Annotated in this window: 24 protein-coding genes; 8 read left to right on the top strand and 16 right to left on the bottom strand. The window is 44.2% G+C overall.

What is annotated here, in order from left to right:
- The first annotated feature begins 127 nt into the window (after positions 1-127).
- Positions 128-919: a peroxide stress protein YaaA gene (gene yaaA, locus F551_RS0105465; RefSeq protein ID WP_018996485.1), complete on the top strand. Its 792-nt coding sequence runs from the start codon at positions 128-130 to the stop codon at positions 917-919.
- A gap of 9 nt (positions 920-928) precedes the next feature.
- On the opposite strand, the gene F551_RS0105470 is transcribed toward yaaA, so the two are convergent.
- From F551_RS0105470 to F551_RS0105490, 5 genes are all read right to left on the bottom strand, one after another.
- Positions 929-1,804, bottom strand: coding sequence for a hypothetical protein (locus tag F551_RS0105470; RefSeq protein WP_018996486.1), 876 nt, complete (start codon positions 1,802-1,804; stop codon positions 929-931).
- 143 nt (positions 1,805-1,947) lie between these two features.
- Positions 1,948-2,877 (bottom strand): L-threonylcarbamoyladenylate synthase, encoded by a 930-nt coding sequence (locus tag F551_RS0105475; RefSeq protein ID WP_018996487.1) that lies wholly within the window; start codon positions 2,875-2,877, stop codon positions 1,948-1,950.
- Positions 2,878-2,940: 63 nt separating this feature from the next.
- The gene (locus tag F551_RS0105480) at positions 2,941-4,188 is read right to left on the bottom strand and encodes a cytochrome b/b6 domain-containing protein (protein ID WP_018996488.1); all 1,248 of its coding nucleotides are present in this window, start codon (positions 4,186-4,188) and stop codon (positions 2,941-2,943) included.
- A 54-nt stretch (positions 4,189-4,242) separates the two neighbouring features.
- Complete coding sequence (locus tag F551_RS0105485) at positions 4,243-4,893, bottom strand: YceI family protein (RefSeq protein ID WP_018996489.1); 651 nt, start codon at positions 4,891-4,893, stop codon at positions 4,243-4,245.
- A 102-nt stretch (positions 4,894-4,995) separates the two neighbouring features.
- Positions 4,996-5,682 carry a YceI family protein gene (locus F551_RS0105490; protein ID WP_018996490.1) on the bottom strand — a complete coding sequence of 229 codons (687 nt, stop codon included), beginning with the start codon at positions 5,680-5,682 and terminating at the stop codon, positions 4,996-4,998.
- A 176-nt stretch (positions 5,683-5,858) separates the two neighbouring features.
- Between F551_RS0105490 and F551_RS0105495 the strand changes: the two genes are divergently transcribed.
- Positions 5,859-6,908: an aldo/keto reductase gene (locus F551_RS0105495; protein ID WP_026296671.1), complete on the top strand. Its 1,050-nt coding sequence runs from the start codon at positions 5,859-5,861 to the stop codon at positions 6,906-6,908.
- A gap of 18 nt (positions 6,909-6,926) precedes the next feature.
- Here F551_RS0105495 and F551_RS0105500 read toward each other — a convergent pair whose 3' ends face one another.
- From F551_RS0105500 to F551_RS0105535, 8 genes are all read right to left on the bottom strand, one after another.
- Entirely contained in the window at positions 6,927-7,325 is a 399-nt protein-coding gene (locus F551_RS0105500) for a hypothetical protein (protein WP_018996492.1), read from the bottom strand.
- Positions 7,326-7,422: 97 nt separating this feature from the next.
- Positions 7,423-8,271: a DMT family transporter gene (locus tag F551_RS0105505; protein WP_026296672.1), complete on the bottom strand. Its 849-nt coding sequence runs from the start codon at positions 8,269-8,271 to the stop codon at positions 7,423-7,425.
- Between the two features lie 34 nt (positions 8,272-8,305).
- A complete protein-coding gene (locus F551_RS0105510; protein WP_018996494.1) occupies positions 8,306-8,758 on the bottom strand; it encodes a hypothetical protein in 453 nt (150 codons plus the stop codon).
- A gap of 151 nt (positions 8,759-8,909) precedes the next feature.
- The gene (locus F551_RS17100) at positions 8,910-9,587 is read right to left on the bottom strand and encodes an energy transducer TonB (protein WP_018996495.1); all 678 of its coding nucleotides are present in this window, start codon (positions 9,585-9,587) and stop codon (positions 8,910-8,912) included.
- A 97-nt stretch (positions 9,588-9,684) separates the two neighbouring features.
- Entirely contained in the window at positions 9,685-11,346 is a 1,662-nt protein-coding gene (locus F551_RS16315) for a methyl-accepting chemotaxis protein (protein ID WP_018996496.1), read from the bottom strand.
- 18 nt (positions 11,347-11,364) lie between these two features.
- Positions 11,365-12,384: a cytochrome-c peroxidase gene (locus F551_RS0105525; RefSeq protein WP_018996497.1), complete on the bottom strand. Its 1,020-nt coding sequence runs from the start codon at positions 12,382-12,384 to the stop codon at positions 11,365-11,367.
- Positions 12,385-12,554: 170 nt separating this feature from the next.
- Positions 12,555-12,911 (bottom strand): hypothetical protein, encoded by a 357-nt coding sequence (locus F551_RS0105530; protein WP_018996498.1) that lies wholly within the window; start codon positions 12,909-12,911, stop codon positions 12,555-12,557.
- 2 nt (positions 12,912-12,913) lie between these two features.
- Entirely contained in the window at positions 12,914-13,843 is a 930-nt protein-coding gene (locus tag F551_RS0105535; RefSeq protein WP_018996499.1) for a DMT family transporter, read from the bottom strand.
- 179 nt (positions 13,844-14,022) lie between these two features.
- On the opposite strand from F551_RS0105535, the gene F551_RS0105540 reads away from it, so the two are divergent.
- Positions 14,023-14,655 carry a LysE family translocator gene (locus F551_RS0105540; RefSeq protein ID WP_018996500.1) on the top strand — a complete coding sequence of 211 codons (633 nt, stop codon included), beginning with the start codon at positions 14,023-14,025 and terminating at the stop codon, positions 14,653-14,655.
- A gap of 23 nt (positions 14,656-14,678) precedes the next feature.
- Here F551_RS0105540 and F551_RS0105545 read toward each other — a convergent pair whose 3' ends face one another.
- From F551_RS0105545 to ilvD, 3 genes are all read right to left on the bottom strand, one after another.
- Positions 14,679-16,481 (bottom strand): tetratricopeptide repeat protein, encoded by a 1,803-nt coding sequence (locus tag F551_RS0105545; RefSeq protein ID WP_018996501.1) that lies wholly within the window; start codon positions 16,479-16,481, stop codon positions 14,679-14,681.
- 74 nt (positions 16,482-16,555) lie between these two features.
- A complete protein-coding gene (locus F551_RS0105550) occupies positions 16,556-18,523 on the bottom strand; it encodes a hypothetical protein (protein ID WP_155825813.1) in 1,968 nt (655 codons plus the stop codon).
- A 164-nt stretch (positions 18,524-18,687) separates the two neighbouring features.
- Positions 18,688-20,406 carry a dihydroxy-acid dehydratase gene (gene ilvD / locus F551_RS0105555; protein ID WP_018996503.1) on the bottom strand — a complete coding sequence of 573 codons (1,719 nt, stop codon included), beginning with the start codon at positions 20,404-20,406 and terminating at the stop codon, positions 18,688-18,690.
- A gap of 151 nt (positions 20,407-20,557) precedes the next feature.
- On the opposite strand from ilvD, the gene F551_RS0105560 reads away from it, so the two are divergent.
- From F551_RS0105560 to F551_RS0105580, 5 genes are all read left to right on the top strand, one after another.
- Complete coding sequence (locus tag F551_RS0105560) at positions 20,558-20,887, top strand: hypothetical protein (RefSeq protein ID WP_018996504.1); 330 nt, start codon at positions 20,558-20,560, stop codon at positions 20,885-20,887.
- Between the two features lie 23 nt (positions 20,888-20,910).
- Positions 20,911-21,915 carry a trypsin-like serine peptidase gene (locus F551_RS0105565; protein WP_018996505.1) on the top strand — a complete coding sequence of 335 codons (1,005 nt, stop codon included), beginning with the start codon at positions 20,911-20,913 and terminating at the stop codon, positions 21,913-21,915.
- Between the two features lie 104 nt (positions 21,916-22,019).
- Positions 22,020-23,138, top strand: coding sequence for an MBL fold metallo-hydrolase (locus tag F551_RS0105570; RefSeq protein WP_018996506.1), 1,119 nt, complete (start codon positions 22,020-22,022; stop codon positions 23,136-23,138).
- A gap of 201 nt (positions 23,139-23,339) precedes the next feature.
- The gene (gene lepB / locus F551_RS0105575; protein ID WP_018996507.1) at positions 23,340-24,230 is read left to right on the top strand and encodes a signal peptidase I; all 891 of its coding nucleotides are present in this window, start codon (positions 23,340-23,342) and stop codon (positions 24,228-24,230) included.
- A gap of 96 nt (positions 24,231-24,326) precedes the next feature.
- A complete protein-coding gene (locus tag F551_RS0105580) occupies positions 24,327-25,517 on the top strand; it encodes a GNAT family N-acetyltransferase (protein ID WP_018996508.1) in 1,191 nt (396 codons plus the stop codon).
- Positions 25,518-25,548: the final 31 nt, after the last annotated feature.

A 25,548-nucleotide genomic window follows, 5' to 3' on the forward strand; every position in this document is an offset into this window, starting at 1 on the left:
CTTTTAGATGTGTCCTGCAGTCTCTTTTGAATGTTTTGGTGTAATGAGATTGCGAGCACGGTGCGGTGATACTAGATAGTAAATTAGAAACTATCTAATTGAGTCGGATTCGATTGAGGGCAAATCAATGCTTGTGCTGTTATCACCTGCCAAATCTCTAAATTATGAAGCTGCACCTTTGCAATTGCCGGTTACGGATAGATTGCTAGCGGATGAAACGCGGATTCTTTCAAAGTCTACTCGTGGTCTTTCTCGTATAAAATTGCGAGAGTTAATGGGGATTTCCGAGGATCTCGCGAATTTGAATTATGATAGATTTCAAGCATTTATTCCCGAAGGAAATTCAGAAGCTGAAAAACAAGCTGCATTAGCTTTTAATGGAGATGTTTATATTGGGCTGGATGCTGAGTCTCTTGATCAAGAGGCATTGGAATGGTCGCAAGGGACACTCCGAATATTATCAGGGTTTTATGGTTTGTTGCGCCCCTTAGATGCGATGCAGCCCTATCGCCTTGAAATGGGGATCAAGTTGAAAACACGTCGCGGATCAAGCTTGTATGAATTTTGGGGAGATAAAATCTCCAAGCAATTGAATGCGGATCTTGACAAAAATGATGGCGATGAAGTGGTCGTGAATTTAGCATCAAATGAATATTTCAAATCAGTTGATAAAAAAGCCCTAAAAGCGCCGATCGTAAGTTGTGATTTTAAAGACATAAAAGATGGCAAAGCACGTACTCTCGGTTTTTTTGCAAAGAAAGCACGCGGGTTGATGGCGCGTTACATTATCGACAATCGTTTGACGCAGGTTGAGGATCTCAAAGGTTTTAATTCCGAAGGTTACACATTTGATCCGGCGCTATCGGCCAAAGACAAGTGGGTGTTCACGCGTCCCCAACCTGAACCAAAAGGAAAATAGAAGAGGCGCTTAGGCTCTCTTCTTTTTACGGCGGTTCGTTGTGAAGCGTATGAAAGCAAACAACGCTGAGAATACACCTGCAATACCACCTATAGCTCCGATAACTGGTTCATAGTTTTTGGCTAACGTCACGATTTTGTCTAGCTGTTTTACTTCCACTGAAATGCGGTCACGATAGGCGTCCAGCGGTTCTGCTGCATTTGAGCCTTGCGCGTATCCAAAAATCTCAAGGATCAGCATGTGCTCACCTTCTTCAATTGGGGTGACGCGCCATTGCCAGCGGTTTTGAGCGCGTGAAGAGAGGATCTGACGAGAGACAGACATTAGCTCAATGTCAAAAGCTGCCCCAGTTAGCTGTGCTGCAACTTCATCAGATAAAACAACATCACGTTTGACAACTTCACCTTCAAAACCTTCTAGTCCAGCTGCGGGATTGGCTTCGCTTGTTGCATCGATAATAAGAGATACATCAACAGGTTTTCCCAATGCCAATATTTCGGGGGGGCGGTTGTATGCTATCGGGCGAGATTTGAAATTATCCAGTTCACTTGGAGCTGCCGCTTCAACGGTTCTGGTTGCAATAATGGGTTCACCATCTGAGAAGCTGTTAGTACCAACTTGAGCTGGTTGAACGATTCCCCCTGCAGCAGGTGCTAAATCGTTTAAGGCCTCAAAGTCGATATTTCCATCTGCATCTATCAATTCGTCTTCTATGACAATTGGTTCGGGAGCAGGGGGAGCCTCAATTGCTGCTTCTTCAACAGCAGCCGGCATAGCTGGTGCTTCAGCCGATCTGGCTGCAGGCGAGCCTTGCTGAGAGAGCCAATACCAAGCTCCACCACAAACAATGGCAATAATCGCCAAGAGAAAAGAAAACGTCCGCATCAGCCCACTCCAATACCAGTTTAGCTCAACTTGCTATAATGCGCACATTCAATGCTTGGGCGCTTACGTCAAGTGTATTTGGTAAGGTTAATCCTTATTGGCGAAAAAGGCGAATTAAAGACTATCTTCAGCCTACTGAAGGGCTATACGGCGGCGCGTTTAAGGCGGTCGTTGATTGCTTCACCCAATCCTTCTTTCGGGATGGGAGCCACCGCAATATTGCCATATTGCAAATCAAGTATGCGCAACATTGCAAATAGATTTGCGGCGGCTTCTATAAGATCACCTGACGTTGATAAATTGGCGGCCACTTTTTGAGTGGTCGGGCCAAAGCCAAGGTAGGCTTCGTTGCCTTCAGGTTTTTTGGCATTCAAACGCAATTTTGCATTTGGTGCATAATGACGTCGCATCATACCAGGGCTGGCAATCTTTTCTGATGGCGCATCGAGGGGACCTGTAATTGTCTCTATTTCCTCGCGTGCCAGAGCACCGGGGCGCAGGAGAGCAGGGCGTTTATCTGCCAAAGATACGACAGTCGATTCAACGCCGCGAAGGCAAGCGCCACCATCTAAAATAAGATCAACATTGCCAGACAAAGCATCGCTCACGTGTTGCGCTGTTGTGGGAGACAAAGCCTCTGAAGGATTGGCCGATGGAGCCGCAAGTGGGCGTTGTGCAGTTTCTATCAGACCGCGAGCTATAGGGTGGTTTGGAATTCTAATTGCTATTGTGTCCAGTCCCGCTGTGACGAGGTCACTTACAGGGCAATCTTCTGATTTTGGTAGAACCAAAGTAAGCGGGCCAGGCCAAAACTTTTCAGCCATCTTCAATGCCACATCATTAAAACGGGCAAGTGTTTTCGCCATCTTCAGGTTGGGGACATGTGAAATTAGAGGATTGAAGCTAGGACGACCTTTCGCAGCGTAAATTCTAGCGACAGCTTCTCCATTTGTGGCGTCAGCGGCCAGACCGTAAACCGTCTCCGTTGGAATGGCGACAATGCCTCCATCACGAATGATCTGTGCGGCCATTTCCATGGTGTCATGGCTTGGGGTTTGGATTTTATCTGACATTGAGTATCGGGGTCTTTTTTAGCGTGACGCAACTTCACATATGGGATGCGTCACGCTTTAAATCTAGTTTATCTTTGTGGCAACAACATGCACTTTGATATCTACATTTTGAGATGTCGATTTATTTGCTGCAGGGTCTGAGGTTCCGAGATCCAGTGCGACACGGTCTAAAATGAAACTGGATTTCATTTCAGCTTTGTCAGCGTCAAATGATAAAGTGAATGGCATTCGCACAGGGTAGTCATTCCCCTTCAAGTTTAGCACGGCAGTTAATTCGAGCCCATCTTCGGTGATGAATACGCCGTCGGCTGAGAAAGTCGCTGTAGGATGCTTTTTTGTTTCGAAAAAGACGGCACTATTTAAATAAAGGTCACCATATTTATCGCCAGTTTTGGCGCTTGCAGGTTCAACTACAACTTCAATGCGTGCTTCATCTTTTGCATCATCATTATACTCAATTTTAGCGTCCCACTTTTCAAAGAACAGATTGTGCTGCTTGTCATCATAGGTGAACGAGAATTCGATTTTACTGTTTTCTTTATCAATCGTCCAATTCGGAGCGATCTCTGTTTTCTCAACAGGAACTAAATTAGCAGTTTCAGAGGTAGGGGGAGGTGAAGCGGGCTTAGCGGCAGCGGGTGTCATAATCATTCCAAGACCGACAATCCCTGCGAAGAAGAGAGCAGCGCCTCCAAAAGCTATCACACCGCCCTTTGAAGGTTGCCTTACGCCATCTGTTTCACCGAACAGTCCAGGTATCATGCGTGCCATTAGATCATCTTTATCCATAAATTGGTGTTTCAATGCGCCAGCTATGTGTAGGGCCAGTAATACGATAGCCACCCATGCCAACTTGCTGTGAGCGTTTTCTAAAAAGGGATGAATTGCCTCTTTTGTTTCGTTCGTTAGCGAAGCCAAGAAGGGCATATGAGGCCAGTTAAATGTGTCAAAAATAACGGTGGGGATGCCTTTAAGTGAAGCTGATACCAAAACCCATCCGGTCAATGGCATGAGAATCATCAAGGCATAAAATGCAATGTGCACCGCTTTGGCAATTATTGCTTGAGTGTGTTCCATAGGAATTTCTTCAGGTGGCTTATTTAACATTCGCCACAATATGCGCGCTATTGTTAGTATAAGAATAGCGATCCCGATTGATTTATGAAGTTGGTACAAGCTGCCTTTATTGGGAGCGCTACTTGGCAAATCACCCATATACCAGCCCAGACCAATCATACCGATAATTGCAAGTGCAATAACCCAGTGAAGTGCTATGGCGACGGCGGAATATCGATGTTTCAATAGCTGCATTGAGGACTCCAAATGAACCAATAGTTTTGAACCAAATTGATTTTACAAGATTTTTTAATTCTCACCAAATTCGGCTTCAATTTGAAAACGCACTTCATCACTGACAGTGTTGGGTATGTATACATCCATGCCGAAATCTGATCGGTTGAATGAGCCTTTGGCTGAAAAGCCAATTATCGTTTTTCCCGGTGCCCATGGTACAGAGTTTGAACCATTAAATGTGACTTCCAAACTTATTGGCTTGGTGACACCTAATAGGGAAAGGTCGCCAGTAATATAGCCGGTATTATCACCAGTCACCGAAACACTGGAAGAATTGAATGTGATGTCTGGAAATGTATTTGCTGCTAAGAAACGATCATCATTTGCGAGTTCTTCATCCCACTCCTTGCCCTGATCTGGGTGGTTTGCGCTAATGGACTTAGGGTTTACGACGGCGGAAACACTAGAATTTTCTGGATTTTCGCTGTCGAAATTGATTGTCGCGTCAAATTCATCAAACCGCATGGTATACCAAGCTAGGCCCATATGTTTGACTGAAAAAACAAGCGAAGCATGCGATTTATCCAATGTGTAATTACCGGCTTCTACCTCTGCAATTGATTGCTTTGCAGGGGAAACACACGCGGATACTCCGAACATAGCAATTGAAGCCAAGATTATACTTGTTTTGCGAAAAACCGACATGTCAGAACCTTGTCGCATCAGGCTAATTTCCCCATTGTCAAAGTTGATTAGAGAACAAAATGCCCCGCAATAGCAATAACCATGCGGAGCAAATTGGATGAATTGTTTGTGACTGCAGGCTTACTCAGCAGCACTTTCTTTTTCTACCTGTAAAAACTCAGCTGAAATACGAATTGTAACCTCATCGCCAATGCCATACTGAAGGGCGTTTTCAAGGCCAAATTCAGAGCGGGTAATTGTTGTAGATGCGTCAAAGCCAATGATGTCCAAATCGCCTAACCAAGGCTTATTGGCTACCCCATTATATTTTACATCAAGATCTATAGATTTGGTCACTCCCAGGAATGTTAAATCTCCAGTGACAACACCCGTGTTTGGTCCATTCGTTTTTACGGAAGTGGACTTGAAAGTAATTGCTGGGAATTCACCGACTTTGAAAAAATCGTTCGCTAATTCTGTGTGCCATTCATCCGGTTTTGTCGGGTGGTCTGTCTGAACAGAGGCAGGGTTGATCGAAGCAGTAACGGTTGAAGCAGCAGGGTTTTCAGGGTTGAAATCAATGCTAGCATCCCAGTCAGTGAATTTAGCTGTGTATGTGGATAGGCCACCATGGCTTAATTCCCAGAACAGAAAAGCGTGTGTTTTTTCGACATCGTATTGTCCGGCAGTTGTTTCTGCTAGTTGAGTTGCGACTGTTTCCGCGAGTGATGCAGATTTTTCTTCAGCAACAGCACTGATGGGTGTGAATGCAGCAATAGAAAAAATTGATGCGCTAGTTAGCGCGCCCAGAACAGATAATTTCTTCATAAGAATTTTCCAATTTTTGTTTTCGAGTATGAAATCATATGGGTGTCTAGTCCAGCATTTGCGAGGCATTCTCAATCACAATAATGTGATTGATTTTACTTGAATACTGATCATTGGCAGCTATCTACATTTATTTAGAATTAAAAAGCTTCCTTGGAGGGGATTAGGCCATGACAATGCGTATGAGAAAACTAGGACGCACAGATATTGATGTATCTGTGTGTTGTTTGGGCACGATGACTTATGGCCAACAAAATACTGAGCAAGAAGGCCATGCTCAGATGGATTATGCTTTAGAGCGAGGGATCAACTTCTTTGATACTGCTGAGCTATATTCCATTCCGCCAATGGCTGAGACTTATGGAAACACTGAACAAGTGATCGGGAGTTGGTTCAAGAAAAACGGTAATCGTGACAAGGTGGTTCTTGCGTCAAAAATCACGGGTCGATCGAGCGTGATTAACTGGATGCGTGGTGAAAAACCAGTCTTAACCCGCATCGTTAAAGAACAGATTGACCAAGCAGTTGAGCAAAGTCTTCAACGCCTACAAACTGATTACATTGATTTGTATCAACTTCATTGGCCTGACAGAAAAGCGGCGATCTTCGGTGAGAAAATGTCAGAGAGCGATTGGCAAGCTGAGAGAGAGACATTTGACGCGCAACTCAATGCATTAGAAGAACATGTCCAAAAAGGTAACATTCGTCACCTAGGGCTTTCCAATGAATCTCCATACGGCGTGATGAAGTTCTTACAGGCTTCCGAAAAGGGCGGCACTTCTCGTGTTGCTTCAATACAGAACGCATTTAATCTCCTGAACAGAGAATTTGAAACAGCTTTGGAAGAAGTCTGTCGTTATGAAGACGTTTCATTGCTAGCATATTCTCCTTTGGCACAAGGTGTTTTGACAGGAAAGTACAGGGATGGTGCTTTGCCGATTGGGTCACGCAAACAGCTTTTCAATCGATTGCAAAGATATGAAGGACCTATCGCGGAAAAAGCTTTGAATGCTTATCTCGATTTGGCGCTCGAATTGGAAGTAGACCCAACACAATTGGCCATTCGTTTTTGTGATACGCGTCCATATATGGGATCAACCATCATTGGATCAACAACAATGGAACAACTGAAAATTTGTATCGATGCGTTTGATCTTGAATGGAGTGAGGTGATGGAAGATTGCGTGAATGCGATCCATCAAGTGCAACCTAACCCTTGTCCTTAATATGGGGTGAGCAGGGCGTTAAATACGCCCTGCAGCCATGTCTAATGCTACCGTGACAATTGTTTCAGAGTTCAACCTGCGTGTGAGCCCTTCATAGAATTTGGCAACAGAACTCGTTTGGCTTGTATTTAGCTGATACGACCCAAGCAGGCCTCGTTTATCTAAGGCTTTAAGTAACATCTGAACATATTCGGATGTCTTGACCATTGAGAGTTTGTTGCGAGCTTCCATAAAAGCAATAAAATTGGGGTCTTCTGGGGAGCCGAGTTTGATTTTCTTAGGAGTTTGCAGAGTTTCGATAAATTCTGAAGGAGACAAATCTGTCAGCTCTTCATAAATATCCTGTAGATCTTCATTGGTGAATTTGGGGCGCGCGCGCCTTATCATATCAATGACGCGTTGTGTGCTCTCTTGCATGGAGTGACTCCTTACTCGATTCTCACTTCTAAGTAGCAAATCAGAAAAGAGTTATTTTACAATAGGCTTTCACTTTAAGAGAGGTATTCTTTTGAACTTAATTTCTTGCTTGCTTTCCGAAAATAGCGAGACCAATGCCCCCCAGTATGAATAGCGATGAAATTGAAAACCTCGCGCTCCACTCTTCAGCTAAAATGAAGCTGCCACCAATACCCGCAAGAATAGGAACTGAAAGTTGTGAAATTGCCGCGCGTGTGGTGGAAAGGTTTGGCAGTACAGAATACCAAAGAGCATAGCCTAACCCAGAAGTGAGTGCTCCCGACAAAACCGCCAATAAAATACCATAATGAGTTATATTGGTCGGGTTTAAAAATAGCAGAGCAATTGGGCTAGCTATCAAGAAGTTTCCAGCACTTGTTGAAAGTGGATCTGGGGATTTTTGCCCTCTTATTGTGTAACCAGCCCAAGCGATTCCTGAAATTACCATCAGCATGGCGGGTATCAATGGCGGTGCAGTAAGCCCGGGGGACACTAACCAAGACAATGCAAGTAATGCGATGATGGAACCTGAATACTCCCAATAATGCGGTTTTTCTTGTTTGAATATGGCCCAGGCAAACATGGATAGTTGGACGCAGGCGAAGAGAATAAGCGCACCCATACCGGTATCGATTGACACGTATGAATAGGAGAAAGCAGCAGCATACCCCAATAAGAACAAAGCCGAGATTGGATGGCTGCCATTGAGTGCTTGTTTAGAGAGACCATGCTTTAGACCCGTCAGAGCACATAAAATAGTTGCGCCAGAAACAATTCTAATAAGTGTATAGTTTCCAGGGTCAATGAAGGCGCTTCCTGATGCATTTTCGGTCAGCGCGATGCGTCCAATCACTGAATTTGCGGCAAAGGCAAGCATAGCCAAGCTAGTCAATAAAATGAGTTTCAATGGTGATGATCCTGCCGCTTGTGCAATATTGGTATCAATCTTCAAACAATTCTTTGTCTAAGCTTGTGTCTCTTTTGCGGGGGCGATTGGGTATAAGAATCAATGCGCCACCGACACTTGTGGATATGCCGAATATGTAGATTAGATATTCCAACACCCAGCCTGGGCGATTAAATACATTGGTTATTATAGATTGGGTCTTACCCAATCCTTCTTCCAATTCTCTTGCTAGCGTGAGAAGTTCAAGAGCATATCTATAATTGTCTAATTGTGCATTGTAATTCAGATACATAAACCCGCCATACGCGCTGAATAAAACAAAGCGCGAGGCGATATTAACGCGATCCGGATTGATCATGAAAAGTAGACCAAAGATCGCTATGTGGACGCTGACAAAAAATTGCCAAGTGTTTGAAATGAATTCTCGATGTTGTCCGATGAGTTCGTGTATTGCCAGTAGACTTTCTGAATTAATCATCTGGTCCATAACTTCCTCACTATAACAATCGAACTGAACTTATGTTGAGAGTATCAGAGTTTGAGAGCTTGCCCAGCCCCTTCAAAAAAATGGAAAGCGAATAAAAAGAAACCCTTCTTGAAAAGAAGGGCTGATAGTTCGTAGAGATTTGAGAGAGAGTTTAGTTCATTTTGTATTCGAGGGGGAAAACCATATTGTGTGAGATAATGGGCAATCCATTGGCGTCTTTAGCGGGAGAGAATGCAGCTTTGCCGACTGCTCGCTCAGCGGATTTTGCAAAAGCAGGATCGCTACAATCTGCCGTAATATTAAATGGTTGACCTTGTTGAGTGAGAGAGAAAGCGACCATACAGCTTCCAGATAGGCCCTGACGAAGTGCTGATTTTGGATAGGTTGGGATAGGCTGGCGTATCGCCATCGCCACCGTTGGACCAGAATGCATAGATGTGGGGATGATAAAGTCACCGATACTCAATTCGGGTGCGGTGGGATCAATCTTGGGAGTTGGAAGTTCCGGTGCAGAGGTTTTCTGATCGTTGATGATTGGCTTAGCTGGTGGAATAGCCGTTTCTATGCGCTCAATTGGAGATCTTTCTGTCCTTGGCTCATCAACTTTGGGAGCTTCCGGGTGGATATCTCTTATGCCACCAGTTTTTTCTTCAATAATCTCAACTGCATCTATTCGAATAAGATACTCCATCGTCATGAAGAGGCTGAGCGTGACAGCTCCTGCTAAACCAAAGGCGAGGGCTGATTTTGAAATCTCTTTTGCGGGTCGATGAGTCGGTGTATCGGAAAGCGACAATAGTGTTTTTTGATGTAGAATTGCTGCGGACATGATATTCTCCCCATATATCAGAAACTGTTATTAGTTTCTTTGTTGCAAACACAGGTTGATATTAATTTTCCGTAAGGTCAAGCCCTGTTAACTTCGATCACGCGGCACTCACATCGTTAAGGAATGCTTCAATGGATTGCTTCAACTTTTGAAGGTCTTCGGATGTGCTCTGTGTAATATCTTCAACAGCAATAGCGACTTGATTTGTGCTTTTAATCGCGTCGGTTACGGATTCAATATTTGAATTCACGGTTTGAGTTTGTTCCGAAGCACGGCGGACTCGGTCCTGTATATCGCTTGTTGAGGTTTTTTGAATTTCGACTGATTGAGTGATTGTTTCTGCATATTGTGAGACATCTTGCATTGTGCCTGTAATCTGGCTAATGGCGGATGTCACGCTTTGCGTAGAAGTTTGAACTTGTGTGATTTGCAGAGAAATATCCTCTGCTGCTTTTGTTGTTTGACTCGCAAGTGCTTTCACTTCCCCAGCGACTACGGCAAACCCTTTTCCAGCCTCTCCAGCACGAGCAGCCTCGATTGTTGCATTCAAAGCTAAAAGGTTAGTTTGCTCGGTCACATCTTTGATAAGGGAAATTACATCTCCGATCTTTTCGGCAGCTTCGGATAGGGTGGCAACCTTATCATTCGCTGTATTGGATTCCTTATTCGCTTGGGTAATTACATCATTAGTCTGCGATAGTTTTTGCGAGATATCATCGATTGAATTCGCTACAGCATCAGAAGAGTGAGACACTAATTGCACATCTGTTGCTGTTTCTACGGATGCATCATTGGCAGTTTGAGCTTTTTGATGTGATGCCGTAGCGAGTTTTGTCAATCCTTGAGCTTCATCGCGCATCTTGTTCAGGCGGTCTTCAAAAGCATTTAGGTTTGAAGAGGATGTTTGGCTGAAATTCTCAATTAATTTTTCGACTCTTGTTTGTCTTAGCGCTTGTTTTTTCTTTTCTGCGTTTGCTTTTTCTTCCAATTGCGCACGCTCTAATACGCCGTCTCTAAAACCGCTAATTGCTCTAGCCACAGCTCCAATTTCATCGGAACGACTTTGTTCACTGAATGTTGTATCAGTATCGCCTGCGGCAAGCTTTTCGGCATTTTTCACAAGGGAAACGAGTGGGCGGCTGATATTCGCTGCCAAGAAATGAGCTCCAATAGCTCCCACCAAGGCTATGACTAGGGCTATTCCCAAAACAATGAATAGCGATTGTTGAGTTTTTTGACCAGATAAAACAATGCTCTCATTTACGTTGATTTTTGAGGTCTGCGAAATATCCAAAATAAGTTGCCTTAGTGTTTGATTGCTTCGCTCGATTTTTTCGTGAGTGGGTATTTGTGAAGAAGGCTGGACGCCAAGAATGACTGACGTAATTGTGTGCCATTCTTGATAGCTGGACATGAGTTCAGAGCCCATTTCCTGCATTTCAGAAGACAGGCTATTGGCTTGAAGTCCTTCTATAGCTGCAGCAAGAGCGGTCGAAGTTTCGTTGAAATTTTGGGTGATTTCCTCTTGTTCAATGAATTGGGACATGGCCAAGACAGTTCGCACGAGGTCATTGGCTGACGTGAACTCTGCCTGCATTTCCTGTGTATATGATTCAACTCGTGTAATCTTTTGAACCAGTTCTTGGGCTGAATTTTGACTATTCACAGCTTGATAAAAAACACCGCCACAAAGTATGACACCTAAAAATAGACTGCCTAAAAGAGGTATGAAAACTTGGTTTTTAATAGAAAAATTCATTAAGTTACTTCCTCACCGTTACTCTGGTAGAATCGGCATTTGAATTTCTGTTGTTTCAGCAGTGAGAGATTCAAGAAATTCGATTAAGTCCAGACGATCTTCATGTGAAAGTGTGATTGGCTCCATTTTTGGTGAAAGACTTTCTCTTCTTTCAAATGGTGATTCATATGAAAAAATAACCTCCATCAAAGTGGGAACAGAACCGTCATGCATGTAGGGAGCGCGGTGGGTTAAGTTTCTTAAACTTGGTGTTTTAAACGCGTGTTGAGCGTGTAAATTGTTAGGCTCTAAACTGCCGCGTCCTAAATCGTCTCCGGGAATTCCTATGTCGTGAAATTGATTATCGGTAAAGTTCCATCCGGTATGACAGTTTGCGCATTTAGCTTTCCCGATGAATAATTCAAACCCGCGTTTTGCCGCGTCGGTTATGGCCGTTTTATCGCCATCAACCCATCGATCAAATGGTGCCCATCCAGAAACTAAAGTGCGTTCATATGTGGCGAGGGCTTTTAGAATAGTTTTCTGACTTATGCCTTCTTCCGGGAACAGTTTTTTGAACCAATAATTGTATTCTTTGCTTTGACTCAAATCGAATGAAATTTCGTGAAAATCACCATTCATTTCTTCAGGAGCGGTTATTGGGCCTTCAGCTTGTTCCTCGAGGTCTTTTGCTCGTCCATCCCAGAAGAAGGATTTCCCCCAAGCACTATTTAAGACAGTGGGGCTGTGTCTTTTGATGGGAACATTTGCAGCCCCTAAAGGTCGTTCTTGAGGGACTTCAAAACCAAAAGATGGATTGTGACATGTTGTGCAATTGATATTATTGCTTCCCGACAAACGCGGATCAAAAAACAGCATCTTGCCCAATACAGCTGTCTGCGGAGAATAGGGGGCGTGCTCTGGGAATGGGATATCTAACGGTCTGCGATAATCATCTTTTGCAGATTTGGATTCTCCAAATGACGCTGCACTAAACACGACAACCCCAATGAACAGAATAGCGAACTTACTTTTTAAGTTAGATAAACGAGATCCCATATGAGCCAACCTGATGCATTTTATAGTTGTTAAAATAGTCGGTTGGTTAATCTGTAGTAGATAAAGGTAAATAAATTCCGATCAATTTTTAGGGTTTTGAGGCGTCGTTTTATGGGGTGCAAATTGTGGTTGCTGCTGGAAAGAGCAGTGTCATTCATTCGAAATGATGACTAATTCCCTCCAAACCAAGTGAATGTTTCAAACTTAATGCCTCGATCAATCAGAAACTCTTCGATGTCTTTAAAGGCGTTGGGGGATTCACCAAACTGCCTCGACAACATATCAAGAATATCGCGTTGAATATCGCCAGTATTTGCCCGTGGTTTACATGTTTTATCTAACACTCTTTTGAGCGCTGGAACTTCACCCTTTGAGACATGCAAATACCAATCATCGTCAATATTTCCACGATTTACAGTCAGTCGTCCTTTGTCATCAAACGATATCGTTTCACTCCAGAATGGATTCTTCTCTTCTCTATATAGAGTGATCTGATAATTCGGATTTGGACCTGATGAAGAGCTCATTTCTAACTCGCATTTTTTGCTTCACCTTTATCTTGGGACAATGTTTTCGTCTTGGCCAGCTTTCGTTCTCTTAAAGCGATGTATATACCTGATCCGATGATAAGTGGTGCGCCAAGCCACAAAGAAGCTTGCGGCAATTGTTGCCAGAAAACAAACCCGATAGCTGTCGCAAATATCAGGTTTGAATAATCCATTGGCATCACAACTGCTACATTGGCCAATCTGAGAGATTCCGATAATCCCAATTGCCCGATAGTTCCCAGAAAACCAATTAATAACAACAGACCGATAATGTCCCAAGAATGAGGCTGAGCGACCCAAAACATGCCAATTCCAACGATTGGTACCGCCAGAATAGTATAATAAAATACGATGGAAGTAGAAGTCTCCGTCGTGCCTAAACGGCGGATAATGATCATGGTGACGGCACCAAATGTGGCACCCGCCAGCGCGACACATGCGCCGAACAATGGCATGCTGGTTTGCCAAGGCTGAATGGCAATTAAAATGCCTAGAAAACCAATGCTAACTGCTGCCCAGCGACGTATACCGACAAATTCAGATAGAAATATAACGGAGAAAACCGTTGCAATGAGGGGAACGGTGAAGCCGATTGTTGCAGCTTCGGCCATCTGTAAAATAATGACAGCCCAGAAATTCATACCCATCGCGACAATTCCAAAGGCTGCCCGCAACGCATGGCCGCCAAATCGTTTGGTATGAAACCCATCGAAGCCTTGCCGATAGATAGTCCAGCCACCGGTCAGCACCGCACCAAAGAGATAGCGGTAAAACAGAATCTCTATGACATGGACACCTTGTTCACCCACATATTTCACTAAAGCAAACATAGAGGAGAGTACGGCAATCGCGAACAACCGTATTGCTAGCCCGGCAACAGGCCTATCTTGCGAAACATTTGAATGAGTCATCTTGGTTGCTTAGCGTGAAAGTGGGTAAGAGGCAAAACATCTGCCCATCGTCCAAAACAACATTCAATACAAGATTTTGCGCTAATAACTCTTGTTAGAAAAAATAATGCTAAGAATAGTTTTTCTCTCCTATAAACTCTAGCATTCACATTCATTAGTGACGTAGAGGATCTTATAATATGGCATGGGCTGATGTTTTGTCTTTTGTATTCGTAGCTTCGCTTTTGGTGATGTCCCCAGGGCCAAATGGCATGCTCATAGCGAAAACGGTCCCAACTTCTGGGCGGATGGCAGGATTTGCCAATGTGGCAGGATTTATCGCTGCATTTTACGTACACGGCCTTTTGGCCATAATGGGAATTTCTGTGCTGCTTTATAAGTCCGCACTGGCCTTTACAATTGTCAAATATGTTGGGGCGGCATATTTGATCTGGTTAGGCCTAAAAGCTCTAAATGTAGCTTATAAGGGAATTCAGGATACGCCAGAAATCTTACCTGCAAGGCACAAACGGACTCTACAAAATGCCCTGTTAGAAGGCTTTTTGACGAATGCACTCAACCCCAAAGTTTCAATGTTCTATTTGGCGGCTTTTCCGCAATTTATCACTCCAGGTGAAACGACTGTTCTGACTTCATTCTTCTTGGTTTTCTTGCACTCCATGATTAACGCAATTTGGTTTGGCGCGATGGTGTTCTTGTTTTCAAACCTGACCAAATTTGCCCGTCATGGAAGCTTTCAGCGTTGGCTAAAAGGCGTCACCGGCGTGGTGTTTATAGGTTTTGGCGCAAAACTTGCGGTTTATCGTGTGTAGGTGTGCTGGATAAATTACCAGCACTACAGATCCGATAAGTTTGGAGATTGTCCTTCTTCGCCGATCCAAGCTTTGTTAAACAAGTGCCGCGCGTATTTTTCAGATGCTTCATCTCCCTGCGCCTTGTAGGCTTCAGCTAAACCAAATAGCGCATAAGCGTTGTTGGGAGTGTTTAAAAGCGTACGATAAAATTCACGTTCAGCGCGTTCATTCTGTCCGTCTTTGATAAGGTAGGCTCCCAGTGTTTGCCGTGTGTGGTTATACCACCAAGCAGGTTCCATGTATGAAAGCTGGTCTTGAGCGTCTGCAGCTGCGTCCAAAAGCTTTATCGCTTGAGTAAGGTTTTCTTCTGCACCGGCAATGTGGCCTTCAAGAGTTAGTTTGGCGACTTTGACAATGCCCGGTAGAGGCACGCCATAAGGTTCATATTCCTCCAATCCAGAATGGTTTTCCAGAGCACTGAGAGCTGATAATTCTATTTTCGCTTCAGAAATTTGTCCTTGCCGAGCTAATGTTAGGCCACGTGCATATCTCCATGCTGTACGTACATAGAGGTGTGCTTCTGGAGGAGCGGGCATGTCTAGTATATTTTCGTGGCTTCCAAATTGAATTTCCGTCAAAACGGGAGCTGCGGCCACATGCTCGCCAAAAGGGTTCATTGAACTAGGGTCTAATTGCGCTACTTTTTTGAGCTTTTCAGCCATTTGAAGGGCTGTTTCACCATCTCCGCCCATTTGAGCATTTGCGACTAGGAAATGCACATTGTGTGGATAATAGGTGTAGGAATAGGATGTCGCGTTTTCGCTTTGACTAATGTACGCCTCATCAGCCGCGATGGCTTCTACATTGGCTTTGTGTGATTTTTTCCAATCACCTAAACGCAGATAAATGTGCGATGGCATGTGGACTAGGTGCCCAACTCCCAGAGACTGAGCGGCAAGTCGATCCGCATAGCTTTCGGCGCGGAATGGATCCACCGAAGCTTCAGTTGCGTGAATGTAGAGGTGGATGGATGGCGCAAATTCAGGGTCAATTTCCAGCGCATGCTCTAATATTTCAATAGTACGAGCTGTCCGTCCTCTAGGTTCACGTCCATCAGCCTCCCAATAATTCCAAGGTTGAGTGTCTAGATTAGCTTCGGCGGCAAGAGAAAGTATGAATTTGTCATCAGGATAGGAAAGTGTGACTTCATCCATCGCGATAGCGTAAGCTTCAGCAGCTTCTAACACTTCGCCTTCACCGCCATCATAATAGCGGGTTGCCAAAGCGTTGATGAGGGCCGCTTCATGTTCGCTAGCGGAATTGGATAATTCAGTTGCTTTTTGTGCGGCGGAGAGGCCAGCAGCCCCTCGTGAAGAATTATAGGGCGCATTGATATTGCTACCAAAAGATAAGCCTTCTCCCCAATAACACATGGCGCAGTCTGGATCATGTTTTTGTGCTTCACGGAATGAGGCAATGGCTTCATCATGATTGAAATTGACCATGTGGGTCATGCCAATATCAAACCAACGTTGAGCCTCTTCATCCTCCGAAGAAATTGGGTAATGGAAGTTTTTAATGATGTCGTCGGGCAAAGCAAACGGCGCTGCAAATTCGAACACAGGCGTTTTTGCGATTGCTTTTTTTGCAATTGACTTTGCAGTCAGGGGAGGTGCACCGCATTGGCTTTGGGCCAATATAACAGGATCAATGAAAGCCTCTTCTACCGGCTCTTCAGCAAGTGGTTTTTCCGAACCGTATTGATCTGGAAACAAGTATGCACAAGATGATACCGCAAACACACTTATCGACGCACTTAGTAAGCTTAACCGTGACTTTTTCATGATTTCTTCCCCTAGAACCTAAAGAAGAGTGCCGTAGATGTGGTGCTTTGTCTATGGTTGTCAAAAACTGAAAATTAACTTTCTACATTGCTGTGATCAATTACATTTTTTGCGGAACCACGCAAAATCCGTTTTGCTTGTCGTTTAATTATATTGGCGGGATCCGATTGACAGCTATTGATGATAGCACGCTCGATTTTTTCAAAATGGTCTTTATTGTTCATTTTGGTTTCTAAATAGGATAATATTTTTTTTCGGTTTTCTTTGATGCTCTCTCGGTTTGGTCCAACTAGCCTTTCACATAAAATGCTAATTTTAGAGCTGCTTTCTGGATAGTCGTAGTCTTGTAAATAATCTTCTATTATCCAACTACGCACATCGGAGTATCCGGTTTTAAAATTCAATTTTTCTAGAGCCTGCTGGATACTTCGCTCAATAAAAGGTTCGTTCTCTTTGCCTTCAATATACATTTGAGCAATCACAGAAGGGGGAGCCAGCTTATATTTTGTGTTGATTGCTTCGCTAAACAATTCTTGTGGGTCAGTTTCATTTAGTGAATTGATTTGTATTATTCTTTTTACAGCTTCTCTTGCTGCTTGAGGGGTGTTTTTGTTTAGCTTAAGAACTGAAAGAGCAATCCGATCATAGTGAAGAAATTTTTTGATGCGTTCTTCATCTATTTTCCATTCCCCATTTTTTTTGAATGCAAGTTTGGAAAGCTCAACTCGTTCGATGAAGGGATCCAGAACGAATATTTCCTCATTAAAAAACAGCCTTTTATGTTCATTTAGTTTGAACGAACTGGTTATAGCTTGTGTCAAAGCTCCCAAAAATACGATGTCTACGATTGCTCTAGCTATAAATACTACGTGGAAGGAATAAGGCCCGACAGATTGAATGGTTGGATTAGAATCCACTTTGTAAATATCAGCCCAATCTACAAAAGGAATCGCCTTGGCCAATTCGGTGCCAAAAAAAGCTAACCACTGGATAAAGCTAGTTTGCTCTGCAGTTATCAATCCATTGTTCTGTAGGCTGAAAAGGTGAACATCTGGAGAAAAAGCGAGAGTCGTAAGATGCGCTTGGCGCATAGCTAACGGTAGCATCACAATAAGGGATAACAGTGCCAAAAGGGCCTCATCCCGCAGATCTTGTTCAACACCTATACTGAGTTTGGATTCATCGGCCTTGGGATTGCGAAGTTTTATTTCTCGGTCCGCTTCCACCCAAGACCACCTTCGAGCCACAGCGGTGGAAATGATAAAGCCAAGTACAATTGGAAGTAAGCCAAACGGTGCAGGTAGATACCACGATAGAACTGCCAGTGGTATTAGGTAAGATGTTATTGTGAAATACCTGCCAAATGTTGAATTCATCGTGACGCCTACAGTCGGTGCCACAACATAAACAAAGAAAGCATCAATAATACTTAGAGCACTGCCGAAGGTGGATAGCAGGAAGCCAAAAGGTGTTTTTTTGCTGAAAACATGCCGAAAAAACTTTGAAACGAATGACCAATGAAGCGAGGCGGCAATTCTTGGCAAAAATATCAGGAGTGCAAAAGCAAAAGCTATCACTGCAAGAACAAGAAACCCTTCATCATCTTTTAGGGTGAATGAAACACCATTATTCGCAACATATCCTTTTTGTAAGTTTCCTGCGATGTAAATCACTGTAGCTAGGATGATAATTGATGCGAATATCAGTCCACCCGGCACTGATTCTTTATTTACAATTGGTTTGCAAAAAGCATCGATGCGACGATGTTCCATAGCGTGGTTATAGAAGTAGACACATGCTGGAGTAAAACCAAACATTGTGATTGTCAAACCGAAGGTTAGCAACTCTTCTTTACTGTCGCTGTGGAGTGGGGATGAAGAGAACCACCAACAACAAGAACTTCCCATAAGAACCCAAAACAAAGAGAGAAGTACTGTTTCAGATTGTTTGGAATTACTTTCTTCTTCTACGACTTTCTCTGAGGCATCCATTAATGCCAAGCCATTAGAGCCAAATTGGCTTTTTAAGTCTTCAGATTGCATTTGTTCCCCCGCCATAAGGTTGTTACAACCTTAAGTGAGTTATTGCATCGCGTTAATGTTTTGGAAAGTGTTTTGTTTGGCTAAAGACAAAAAAGCCCGCCAGATTTCTCTTGCGGGCTTTCTTATTTCTAAATTACGCAGCGGATTGCAAATCCGGGTAATGTCTACAAATCAGCGTAGACGTGTTTTTCTTCTTTTGCGCCTGGGTGGGTACAAGCGCCTAGGTGAGCAGGGCCTACTGTTTTTGTGTATTTGTAGAGCGCACCCGTGGCGTAATTGTTTTCGCGTGGTTTGAAGTCTGCCTTGCGTTTGGCTAGTTCAGCGTCATCCACTTCGAGTTCGATTGTGCCTTTTTCAGCATCGATAGAGATGATGTCGCCATCTTTCACCAAACCAATCGGGCCGCCATCATAAGCTTCTGGTGTCACGTGTCCGATACAGAAACCACGTGTGGCACCTGAGAAGCGGCCATCTGTGATCAATGCAACTTTGTCGCCCATGCCTTGGCCGTAGAGTGCAGCTGTTGTGGCAAGCATTTCACGCATGCCTGGGCCGCCTTTAGGACCTTCATAGCGGATAACCAGCACTTCGCCTTCTTTATATGTCTTGTCGCGAACTGCTTCAAAACAATCATCTTCTGAATCAAATACACGGGCAGGGCCACTAAATTGTTGGTGGGCAAGGCCAGCCACTTTCACGATCGCGCCATCCGGAGCCATTGATCCTTTTAGACCAACAACACCACCAGTTGGTGTGATTGGGTTCGTCACTGGGTAGATAACTTTTTGAGTGTCATCGAATTTCACATTCTCGATGTTTTCCGCCAAAGTTTTACCCGTCACAGTGATACAATCACCGTGCAAATATCCACCATCTAGCATTGTCCGCATCAGCATTGGCATTCCGCCAGCTTCGCCCATGTCCTTGGCCACATAACGGCCACCTGGTTTCAGGTCGGCTAGGTAAGGCGTCTTTTTGAAGATCTCGGCCACGCGTTCAAGTGGGAAATCAATGCCAGCTTCATTCGCCATGGCAGGAAGGTGAAGACCAGCATTGGTTGAACCACCTGTTGCAGCAACAACCGCTGCAGCGTTCTCAAAGGCTTCAAGAGTACAAATATCACGTGGACGCAAATTGCGCTCAATGAGGTCCATTACGGCTTCACCAGTGGCGACTGCGTATTGATCGCGGTTCTCATATGGAGCAGGTAGGGCGGAAGATAGAGGTAGGGCTAGCCCAATGGCTTCAGACACACACGCCATTGTGTTTGCGGTGAACTGACCACCACATGCACCAGCTCCTGGACAAGCAACTTTCTCTAGTTTGTTTAGCTTCGTTTCGTCCATGTCGTTTGCACCAACGGCAAAAGACCCAACAGCTTCAAAAACGTCTAATACGGTTACATCTTTGTCTTCAAAGCGGCCTGGAAGGATAGAGCCCCCATAAAGGAAAGCTGAAGGTACGTTTAGACGTAACATAGCCATCATCATACCAGGCAGAGATTTGTCACACCCGGCAATACCAACAAGTGCATCGTAGAAATGTCCGCGCATTGTCAGCTCAACAGAGTCAGCGATTGTGTCGCGGGATACAAGCGAAGAGCGCATGCCTTCGGTACCCATTGCGATACCGTCAGTTACTGTGATGGTACAAAATTCACGGGGAGTTCCATTTGCTTTCTTCACACCTTCAGACACAGCGTGTGCTTGGCGTAGAAGGGCGATGTTACAAGGGGCAGCCTCATTCCATGCAGCAGCAACACCAACAAATGGTTGTTCAATTTCCTTAGTCCCGAGGCCCATAGCGTAATAGTATGAGCGTTGAGGCGCTTTCTTTGGGCCAATTGTAACGTGACGCGAAGGTAATTTTGACTTGTCGACCATGGAGAAGACACTTTCTTGGGGCATATTCTTTTAAATTCTGGGAGAGGTTATGGCCCATCAGGTGCAAAACAGGAAGAGGCGTTATGTCCTTGTTCAGGATGATTTTGTATATTTCTGATGGTTATTTTGCTGAAAAAAGAGGTTTTGCAGCATGAAGTTGGTATTATCGGGATGTGTTTTTGAACTAATTGAGAATAGTTCAGGCCATGCTGCCGAAAAAACAATTATGAGTTTTAGTCCGAACCTCGAAATATGTTCCGCAATTTACAGCGGACCAAATATAGAATTTGGGCAAGTGTTAGTTTCAGATGACTGCATGCTGTATCATGCGTTAGATAAAGCAGGAAAATTGGCGGCTGGCCAAGCAAAAATCTCAATCCAACAAGATGATTCTAATGATGTATTCATGAAATTGGAATGGAGTTGGTTGTCTAGCGATAGCTCGTCTGGAGAATCGTTATGGAAACTCGTGAAATGCTAAGCTCTGAGTGGAATGTTGTTTAGATGGAAGATGCATCAAATTTTGACGCTGTTGTTTTTGAAATGGTGTCGCCTGCAGGATACAGCAGGTCTGCTGAAGATATTGTTGGGCAGGCGCCGCTTCCTTCTCAAATGCCTGACAAGAAATATGGTCCATCTGTCTCAACACGGGAATTAGCTGACGACGTTCAGGCATTGGATCAGGAACTTGATGCTTTTTCAGTGTCTGGCCAAATTATGTTGGCTTCACCGCCAAATAGTCAGCGATTTTTCGGACGGCCTGAAATACACGGTGTGCCGGCTCCTCATGTTGAAAAGCGTCTAAATGAAGTTGATTGGACTGGAGAGGTAACCGAGGTCATTGGAAATCAGTCTCAGTATCCTTTTACGGCTATTGGACGGCTAAGCTACAGTATTCAGGGAGTTGTTCGTCAATGTACGGCCTGGGTTGTTTCCGAACGAGTAGTCGCAACGGCAGGTCATTGCGTGTATTCGAGAAATAAAAACGAACTCGCTGATTGGACAATATTTGAACCTGGTTATCGCGCAGGAATTAAAGGTGAGCAATGGGTTGGTGTCCGCGGCTATGTTTTGGAACAATGGGTAGAACCTCAAGAAGGCGTTTCAACCAGCCCGTATGATTTTGCATTCATCGTTTTGGACAGACCAATTGCTTCTCAAACAGGGGTATTAGGTGTGCGTATTTCCAATCCGGATAAACCGTCTGCAACCTTTAGTTTGGGCTACCCTCAAAAACCTACGGTGGGATTCGCATTCGATGGGAATGATCTTTATGCTTCTACTGGAAATGTGAAGTCGGCAGGGCTTGGTGTTTTGGAAACCGAAAATAGACTAACAGAAGGCTCATCAGGTGGGCCTTGGTTAACAAAAACCATGGACGGCATAGTCGTTACGGGTATTAACTCGAACAAACCTGTCGGCAATGACAGTGTGACTTATTCTCCGCTGATTGGTCAGAGTTTTATTGAACTGTTTTCGCGTGTTCTGTCCGACATGACGGGGGTTTAGTACTTAAAGGTGACGTTGATTTATTTTGCGGCACCATTTCCAAAAGCGTTTTTACTCTATTAGATTTGATAAAAAAGCGAATAGGCCTTGAGGGAACACCGGACATGAAAAAGACAAAGCAAGATGAGCCGGCGAGTGATGTTGATCAAGCAGCTGATGAAGCTCGTAAACAGGAATTTTTCGGTAAAACAGGCCGTATTAAGTTAGAATATCCGTTTGAAGAAAAGCCTGAACCAGGGGAAGTCATAGAAGTTGCTCCAGGGATTTTGTGGGTGGCCATGCCTCTTCCGATTAAAGGATTGGATTGGATTAATCTTTGGCTGATCGAAGAAGAAGACGGTTGGGCGTTGGTCGATACAGCGATGAATATGGACGAAACACGTTCATATTGGGAAACTGTGTTTGAGAATCATCTCAAAGGAAAACCGATAACCAAGGTTATTGGAACGCATCTTCATCCCGATCATATTGGTTTAGCAGGTTGGATTACTCGCAAGTATGATTGCGACCTGTGGATGACGCGCAGCGAGTACATTATGTGTCGCATGCTTATCGGGGACACAGGAAAACCGGCACCGCCAGAAGGCGTAGATTTTTTCGCCAAGTCTGGTTGGACTTCGGAAATGCTAGATCATTATCGCAATAGATTTGGTTTTTTTGGAAAGATGGTTTGGGCAATGCCTGAATCATTTCGTCGATTGCAAGATAATGACCGATTGGAAATTGGTGGCAGGGAGTGGCGTGTCATCGTCGGGACAGGGCACAGCCCCGAACACGCTTGTCTGTATTGTGAAGAACGAAATGTGTTGATCTCCGGTGATCAACTTCTTCCGCGAATATCTTCAAATGTGTCTGTCTATCCGACTGAGCCTGAAGCAGACCCATTGTCTGACTGGTTGGACAGTTGTGCCAAGTTGATGGAGGAAGTACCTAAAGATGTGCTGGTTTTGCCCGCGCACAACAAACCTTTCAAAGGAGCGCATCCAAGATTGAAGGGCTTGATAGATGGGCATCAAAGGCAGTTGGAGCGGTTGTGGCAACGTTTAAAAGAACCAGCAAGCGCAGTGGATGTTTTTGGTACTTTGTTCTTCCGCAAAATTGGTCAAGGAGATTACTTTACAGCAACCGGGGAAGCAGTTGCTCATCTCAATTATCTTTATGCTCGTGGTCGTATTTCTCGAGAATTGAAGGATGGTGTTTGGATCTATGAAGCAATCACCTAATTTTGATTGCTCATGAGAGAATGATATGAAACTGCTGCTTTTTCAGCAAAAATTCTACTTTTTTGCGTGATTGCGCCATTTCAATACCATTTTTCCGCATAAATAGTGTTGTCCGTTGAAGCAAAAACGGCGATGACGACAGATCAAGTCATTTTGTGATTTGGTGTGAATGAAGCAATTTAATAACGCGGAAAGTTTGAAATGACACTTGAAACTGGCAATGAGAGCGGACGCGTTGATGATAAAGATTCAGAAGAAAAACTGACAGGTCTTGATTGGTGGATCCATGAAGCCAAAGAAACTGGTATGACTGTCGCCATCTTTTTGCCTATTTGGCTATTGCTGACTTCATTTGTGTTTGAGCTTCGTTCTATTCCTTCTGAAAGCATGGTCCCTAATCTGCAGGTTGGAGATCGTGTGGCTGTTTCCAAATACGCTTATGGGTATAGTCGATATTCCCCAGCTTTTGGCATTGGAACATGGTTTACAAAGGAAGATAAGTCTAAACCTGATCAGCGCATGATGGCTTCCACACCAGAGAGAGGGGATGTTGTCGTATTTAGGCATCCCAACGACAATAAGGTGATGATTAAGCGATTGATCGGATTGCCGGGTGATCGCGTGCAAATGGTAGATGGCCATTTGCATTTGAATGGGGAGCCTGTTGAACGCGAGGTCGTTCGTCGTTTCCGTTACACGCCTCATGGCCGAGCGGTTCCTGAAAATGCAACGGAGTATCGTGAGACATTACCAAATGGCGTAACATATCTCACGCATAAATTTGCGGGTGCTCAATCTTATGATGACACGCCGGTATTTGTTGTGCCTGAAGATCATGTTTTCATGATGGGTGACAATCGTGACAATTCAGAAGATTCTCGAGCGCCAAGAGGGCATCTGGAATTATACAATAATGATCCAACAGGATGGGGGGGGCGTCGCTTTCGCGTGGGAAGTACGCCAGAGACTGTCGGATTTGTGCCAATGGATCATTTGATGGGACGAGGGGAAACTGTTTTCTTCACTCTGTCAGGATGTAAAAAAGCACCGGAATCGAAATGCCCGACCTCTCGAGTATGGAAAGGGTTGTAAAAAGCAAAATTGATTTAGAGTTTTGGTGTGAAATTCGCATAAGAATGAGTTAGTCGCGCCGAATGTGTATCAATTTGCTTTTCAATGGTCTTTTCGATGAAGTATAAAATTGTAAGTCCTGAGAATTTAAGTGAAGGTGAAATAGCATCTTGGCGTGATCTCATTTCTGTTGATGGACGATATGTAAGTCCTTATTTTCAGCCAGATTATTGTCAAATCGTTGGGCAGGCGCGAAACGATATCAGTGTCATTCTCGCAGAAGATGATAAAGCTGGTTTAGTTGGTGTTTTCCCATTCCAATCATCTGGTGTTGGGTTACGGTTGGCTAGACCAATTGGGGCACCGTTCACCGATTATAACGGTCCAATATTGAAACAGGGGTTTGCACATATCGCGAGTGATATGCTCTCCTATGCAAAAGTTTCAGTTTATAGCTTTTCAGGTTTTCCAATTACCGGTGATGCAATTGATGCCAACACTGATGAAGAGATTGATATCGCTAAAGTTGATCCGGAGTTGCTCAGCTTTGGCATGAGTGTCAGAAACAAGACGCGAGCATTTGTTGCGGATTTATCTATTGGGTATGCCGACTACTTAGAATCTCGTCGTTCAGAATTTCCAAAGCATTTTAAAAAGTCTCGCCGACTGTGGAGACAGGCTGAAAAAGAAGCCGGAAAACTTGAAATTCAATTTCACGAGCCTTCTGAAGAAGCGTTGAATACACTTATTGATTGGAAGCGAGAGCAGTTTGTAAGGACAGGTCTGCATGATGTCCTGGGCCCCCAATGGTCGCGCGATATGCTGAAAAAATGTTTTTCTGCTCAGAGTGAAAATTTTGCAGGTGTTCTCACGACACTTCGCTGTGATGGAAATTTGATGGCCGCTGAGTTTGGAGTGAGGTCAGGAGATCTTCTCCATGGGTGGGTATCCGGTTACAACATTGAGTACCACTCGTATTCTCCGGGGATGTTGCTTCAAACAAGATTGCTCGAAGAGGCAAGTAAAGCAGGCGTGAAGACAGCCGATCTTGGGATTGGTGCAGAACATTATAAAAAATATTATGCAAGTTATCAAAGACCTGTGAGCCAGGGCGTGTTGTCTGCGACTGGGTTAACAGGAGCTGTGCGTGGGTTGGGTGGCGAGATTTGGAATCATATTGAAGCCGCACCTTTGGGGCCAGTATCGAATTTTGCTGGAAAATTACGTCGTCGTTTGGACGTGATATTATCCGTAGAACAAACTATGGCTGGCCGTAGGCAGGGCATAATTCAAGCCTTCAAAAAGTAGCTTTAAAATCATCCGCTCACGGATATAAATC

The organism is Hirschia maritima DSM 19733 (genome assembly GCF_000378345.1).
Classification (GTDB): Bacteria; Pseudomonadota; Alphaproteobacteria; order Caulobacterales; family Hyphomonadaceae; genus Hirschia; species Hirschia maritima.

Coding starts and splice junctions, on each gene's coding strand:
- F551_RS0105495 (WP_026296671.1), top strand. CDS start 5,859: ATGCGTATGAGAAAACTAGGACGCACAGATATTGATGTATCTGTGTGT.
- F551_RS17100 (WP_018996495.1), bottom strand. CDS start 9,587: ATGTCCGCAGCAATTCTACATCAAAAAACACTATTGTCGCTTTCCGAT.
- F551_RS0105470 (WP_018996486.1), bottom strand. CDS start 1,804: ATGCGGACGTTTTCTTTTCTCTTGGCGATTATTGCCATTGTTTGTGGT.
- F551_RS0105570 (WP_018996506.1), top strand. CDS start 22,020: ATGAAAAAGACAAAGCAAGATGAGCCGGCGAGTGATGTTGATCAAGCA.
- F551_RS0105535 (WP_018996499.1), bottom strand. CDS start 13,843: ATGACTCATTCAAATGTTTCGCAAGATAGGCCTGTTGCCGGGCTAGCA.
- F551_RS0105565 (WP_018996505.1), top strand. CDS start 20,911: ATGGAAGATGCATCAAATTTTGACGCTGTTGTTTTTGAAATGGTGTCG.
- ilvD (WP_018996503.1), bottom strand. CDS start 20,406: ATGGTCGACAAGTCAAAATTACCTTCGCGTCACGTTACAATTGGCCCA.
- F551_RS0105500 (WP_018996492.1), bottom strand. CDS start 7,325: ATGCAAGAGAGCACACAACGCGTCATTGATATGATAAGGCGCGCGCGC.
- F551_RS0105525 (WP_018996497.1), bottom strand. CDS start 12,384: ATGGGATCTCGTTTATCTAACTTAAAAAGTAAGTTCGCTATTCTGTTC.
- F551_RS0105580 (WP_018996508.1), top strand. CDS start 24,327: ATGAAGTATAAAATTGTAAGTCCTGAGAATTTAAGTGAAGGTGAAATA.
- F551_RS0105510 (WP_018996494.1), bottom strand. CDS start 8,758: ATGGACCAGATGATTAATTCAGAAAGTCTACTGGCAATACACGAACTC.
- F551_RS0105545 (WP_018996501.1), bottom strand. CDS start 16,481: ATGAAAAAGTCACGGTTAAGCTTACTAAGTGCGTCGATAAGTGTGTTT.
- F551_RS0105560 (WP_018996504.1), top strand. CDS start 20,558: ATGAAGTTGGTATTATCGGGATGTGTTTTTGAACTAATTGAGAATAGT.
- lepB (WP_018996507.1), top strand. CDS start 23,340: ATGACACTTGAAACTGGCAATGAGAGCGGACGCGTTGATGATAAAGAT.
- F551_RS0105530 (WP_018996498.1), bottom strand. CDS start 12,911: ATGAGCTCTTCATCAGGTCCAAATCCGAATTATCAGATCACTCTATAT.
- F551_RS0105550 (WP_155825813.1), bottom strand. CDS start 18,523: ATGCAATCTGAAGACTTAAAAAGCCAATTTGGCTCTAATGGCTTGGCA.
- F551_RS0105475 (WP_018996487.1), bottom strand. CDS start 2,877: ATGTCAGATAAAATCCAAACCCCAAGCCATGACACCATGGAAATGGCC.
- F551_RS0105485 (WP_018996489.1), bottom strand. CDS start 4,893: ATGCGACAAGGTTCTGACATGTCGGTTTTTCGCAAAACAAGTATAATC.
- F551_RS0105490 (WP_018996490.1), bottom strand. CDS start 5,682: ATGAAGAAATTATCTGTTCTGGGCGCGCTAACTAGCGCATCAATTTTT.
- F551_RS0105540 (WP_018996500.1), top strand. CDS start 14,023: ATGGCATGGGCTGATGTTTTGTCTTTTGTATTCGTAGCTTCGCTTTTG.
- F551_RS0105480 (WP_018996488.1), bottom strand. CDS start 4,188: ATGCAGCTATTGAAACATCGATATTCCGCCGTCGCCATAGCACTTCAC.
- yaaA (WP_018996485.1), top strand. CDS start 128: ATGCTTGTGCTGTTATCACCTGCCAAATCTCTAAATTATGAAGCTGCA.
- F551_RS16315 (WP_018996496.1), bottom strand. CDS start 11,346: ATGAATTTTTCTATTAAAAACCAAGTTTTCATACCTCTTTTAGGCAGT.